Here is a 4,574-nt window from a genome sequence, read left to right as displayed (position 1 = left end):
TCCCCGGGACGGGCGGCGCGGACACGATGGGGGCACTCGACCTCTTCTCCCCCGCCACCCGGTCCTGGTTCCGGCGCGCGTTCCACTCCCCCACCCCGGCCCAGGCCGGTGCCTGGGAGGCGATCGCCGCCGGCTCCGACGCCCTGGTGGTCGCCCCCACCGGCTCCGGCAAGACACTCGCCGCGTTCCTCTCGGCGCTCGACGGGCTGGCGGGTCAACCGCCCCCCGCCGACCCCATCCGGCGCTGCCGCGTGTTGTACGTCTCCCCGCTCAAGGCGCTCGCCGTGGACGTGGAGCGCAACCTGCGCAGTCCGCTGACCGGCATCCGACAGGAGGCCCTCCGGCTCGGTCTCCCCGAGCCGGAGGTGCGGGTCGGCATCCGCTCCGGGGACACCCCGGCAGCCGAGCGGCGGGCCATGGCCCGCCGGCCCCCGGACATCCTCATCACCACTCCCGAGTCGCTCTTCCTGCTGCTGACCTCCGGCGCCCGGGAGTCGTTGGCCGGGGTGGAGACGGTGATCCTCGACGAGGTGCACGCGGTGGCGGGCACCAAGCGCGGGGCCCACCTGGCGCTCTCCCTGGAGCGTCTGGACGAGTTGCCGGACAGGCCGGCGAGGCGCATCGGGCTGTCGGCCACCGTGCGCCCGGTCGACGAGGTCGCCCGCTTCCTGTCCCCCCGGGGCGGGGCGCGGATCGTGCAGCCCCCGGCCCACAAGGAGTTCCGCCTGTCGGTGCAGGTCCCGGTGGACGACCTCGGCGATCTCGGTGGCTCGCCGGTTTCGGACCCCGGCGGCCCGGGCGCCCCCGACTCCCCCGGCACCGGTGGCAGGCCCTCGATCTGGCCCTCGGTGGAGGAGCGCATCGTCGACCTGGTGGAGGCGCACCGCTCCACCATCGTCTTCGTCAACTCCCGCCGGCTCGCCGAGCGGCTGTGCAACCGGCTCAACGAGATCGCCGCCGAGCGGCGGGCCGACGAGCCGCTCGCCGAGGAGCACGGCCCGGCCGAGCTGATGGGGGGTTCCGGGGCGAGCCGCGGGGCCCCCGCCGTACTGGCCCGCGCCCACCACGGTTCGGTCTCCAAGGAACAGCGGGCCCGGGTGGAGGAGGAGCTCAAGGCGGGGCTGCTCCCGGCCGTGGTCGCCACCTCCAGCCTGGAGCTGGGCATCGACATGGGCGCGGTGGACCTGGTGATCCAGGTGGAGTCCCCGCCCTCGGTGGCCTCCGGACTGCAGCGGGTGGGGCGGGCCGGCCACAGTGTGGGGGCCGTCTCGGCGGGCGTCATCCTGCCCAAGTACCGGGGGGACCTGATCCAGTCCGCCGTGGTGACCGAGCGCATGAGGGAGGGGGCCATCGAGGCGCTGCGGGTACCGGCCAACCCGCTGGACGTGCTGGCCCAGCAGATCGTGGCGATGACCGCGATGGACACCCGGGGCGTGGACGAGTTGCTGACCACCGTCCGGCGGGCGGCGCCCTTCGCCTCACTGCCGGAGTCCGCCTACCGCTCCGTGCTGGACATGCTCGCCGGACGGTATCCCTCCGACGCCTTCGCCGAGCTTCGGCCCCGCCTGATCTGGGACCGGGTGGAGGGCACCCTCACCGGTCGTCCGGGCTCCCAACGGCTGGCGGTGACCTCCGGCGGCACCATCCCCGACCGGGGCCTGTTCGGGGTCTTCCTGGTCGGGGGCGACCCCTCGCGCGGCGGCACCCGGGTGGGCGAGCTGGACGAGGAGATGGTCTACGAGTCCCGGGTGGGCGACGTCTTCACCCTGGGCACCACCTCCTGGCGGATCGAGGACATCACCCGCGACCGAGTGCTGGTCTCCCCGGCTCCCGGCACCCCCGCGCGCCTGCCCTTCTGGAAGGGGGACCAGCTGGGCCGGCCGCTGGAGCTGGGCCGCGCCCTGGGGGCCTTCCTCCGCGAGGTGAACCACCTGGAACCGGCGGCGGCGGCCGAACGCCTGGCGCGAGCGGGGCTGGACGGCAGGGCGGTGGACAACCTCCTCGCCCACCTGCGGGAGCAGCGGGAGGCCTGCGGTCACGTGCCGGACGACCGGACGGTGGTGGTCGAGCGGTTCCGTGACGAACTGGGCGACTGGCGGGTCGTGCTGCACTCCCCCTTCGGGGCGCAGGTGCACGCTCCCTGGGCGCTGGCCCTCGCCACCCGGCTCTCCGAGCGGTACGGGCTGGACGCCCAGGTGATGCATGCCGATGACGGCATCGTGCTGCGTCTTCCCGACACCGATCCGGCCGCGGACCTGCCCGACCCGTACGGCTGGTCCGAGGAACACCACGGGGCCGGTGCCGGAGGGTCGCAGACGGCACCGGTCGGGGCGGAGGAGGTGCTGTTCGACGCCGGGGAGATCGAGGGGCTGGTCACCGACGCCGTCGGTGGTTCGGCGCTGTTCGCCTCCCGCTTCCGGGAGTGCGCGGCGCGGGCCCTGCTGCTGCCCCGCCGGCGCCCGGACCGGCGCACCCCGCTGTGGCAGCAGCGGCAGCGGGCCCACCAGCTGCTGTCGGTCGCGAGCGAGTTCGGATCGTTCCCCATCCTGCTGGAGGCGGTGCGCGAGTGCCTCCAGGACGTCTTCGACGTACCGGGGCTGGTCGAGCTGCTCTCCGACATCGAGGCACGCCGGGTCCGGGTGGTGGAGGTCACCACCCCCGAACCGTCCCCGTTCGCCCGCTCCCTGCTCTTCGGTTACGTCGGGCAGTACCTCTACGAGGGCGACTCCCCCCTCGCCGAACGGCGGGCGGCGGCCCTGTCGCTGGATTCCCGGCTGCTGGCCGAACTGCTGGGTCGGGCCGAACTGCGGGAGCTGCTCGACCCGGAGGTCCTGGCCGAGCTGGAGCGGGAGCTGGCCTGGCTGACGCCCGAGCGGCGGGTGAAGGACATCGAGGGCATCGCCGACCTGCTGCGGGTGCTGGGTCCCCTGACCCCCGAGGAGCTGGTGGAGCGGGGGGCGGAGCCGGCCCCCGTGGAGGAGCTGGAGGGCGCCCGGCGGGCGATCCGGGTACGGATCGCCGGTCGGGAACGGTGGGCCGCGATCGAGGACGCCGGCCGGTTGCGCGACGCCCTGGGCACCGCGCTGCCGGTGGGGGTGCCGGAGGCCTTCACCGAACCGGTGCCCGATCCCCTGGGGGACCTGCTGGCCCGCTTCGCCCGCACCCGGGGCCCCTTCACCTCGGCGACCGCGGCGGAGGTCTTCGGCCTGGGCACGGCGGTGGTGGAGGGCGGTCTGGCCCGGTTGGCCGCCGCGGGCCGGATGGTGGAGGGCGAGTTCCGTCCGCTGCCGCAGGACGGGACGGGACCGACCCCGGGGCACGAGTGGTGCGATCCGGGTGTGCTGCGCAGGCTGCGGCGCCGGTCGCTGGCCGCGCTGCGCGAGGAGTTGGAGCCGGTGGCCCCGGCGGCGCTGGCCGACTTCCTGCCGCGCTGGCAGCACGTGTCCTTCCCCCGGACCGGTGCGGCCGGCGGTGACGCGCTGCGGGGCGTGGACGGGGTGGCCCGGGTCGTCGAGCAGTTGCAGGGTTGTCCGGTGCCGGCCTCCGCGCTGGAACGACTGGTGCTCCCCGCCCGGGTGGCGGACTACCGCCCGGCGATGCTGGACGAGCTGACCGCCTCCGGTGAGGTGGTGTGGTGCGGGGCCGGGGCACTGCCCGGTCGGGACGGCTGGGTCGCGCTGTATCCGGCGGACACCGCGCCGCTGCTGGTGCCCGGGGCGATGCCCCTGGAGCACGGCCCGGTGCACCGGGCCGTGCTGCGGGCCCTGGAGGGCGGCTACGGCCTGTTCTTCCGACAACTCGCCGGGGCGGTCGCCGACGCGGCGGAGCAGACGGGGGAACACCCGGCCGAGGAGGAGCTGGTGCGGGTGGTGTGGGACCTGACCTGGGCCGGGCTGCTGACCAACGACACCATCGGGCCACTGCGGGCGCTCCTGCACTCGGGACGAACGGCCGGCTCCACCGCCCACCGGGGGCGCCGGCCGGCGCCCCGCTCCCGGTTGGGCCGCCCCGCCGGGCTCGCCGGTGCGGGAGCGGGCCGGGCGGGCGGCGGTCCGCCGACGGTGACCGGGAGATGGGCTCTGGTGCCCCGTGACCCGGAGCCCACCGTCGCCCGGGAGCGGGAGGAGCACGCCACGCTCCGCGCCCACGCCCTGGCCGGGGCGCTGCTGGACCGGCACGGCGTGGTCACCCGGGGGGCGGTGGCCGCCGAGCGCACCCCCGGCGGTTTCGCCGCCGCCTACCGCGTGCTCTCCGCCTTCGAGGAGACCGGGCGGGCCCGTCGCGGTTACGTGGTGGAGGGGTTGGGCGCGGCGCAGTTCGCCCTGGACGGAGCGGTGGACCGGGTCCGGTCCTCCGGACCGGCCGGCCCGGAGGCCGCGGCGGGACGACCGCCCCGCCGGACGGTGGTACTGGCGGCGACGGATCCGGCCAACGCCTACGGGGCCGCGCTCCCCTGGCCCGAGTCCCCCGGCGGGGCGGGCCACAAGCCGGGGCGCAAGGCCGGGGCCCTGGTGGTGCTGGTGGACGGCGCCCTGGTGCTCTACGTGGAGCGCGGGGGCCGCACGGTCCTGGAA

Annotated in this window: 1 protein-coding gene; it reads left to right on the top strand. The window is 75.9% G+C overall.

What is annotated here, in order from left to right; all coding sequences use genetic code 11:
- Positions 1–26: 26 nt before the first annotated feature.
- Positions 27–4,574 (top strand): ATP-dependent helicase (locus FNQ90_RS13430; protein ID WP_182606597.1); only part of this gene is annotated, 4,548 nt, incomplete at its 3' end.

Source organism: Streptomyces alkaliphilus, from assembly GCF_014141535.1.
Classification (GTDB): Bacteria; Actinomycetota; Actinomycetes; order Streptomycetales; family Streptomycetaceae; genus Streptomyces; species Streptomyces alkaliphilus.
Note: the sequence above shows the minus strand (reverse complement) of the source record. Positions and strands in the feature narration are given on the sequence as shown.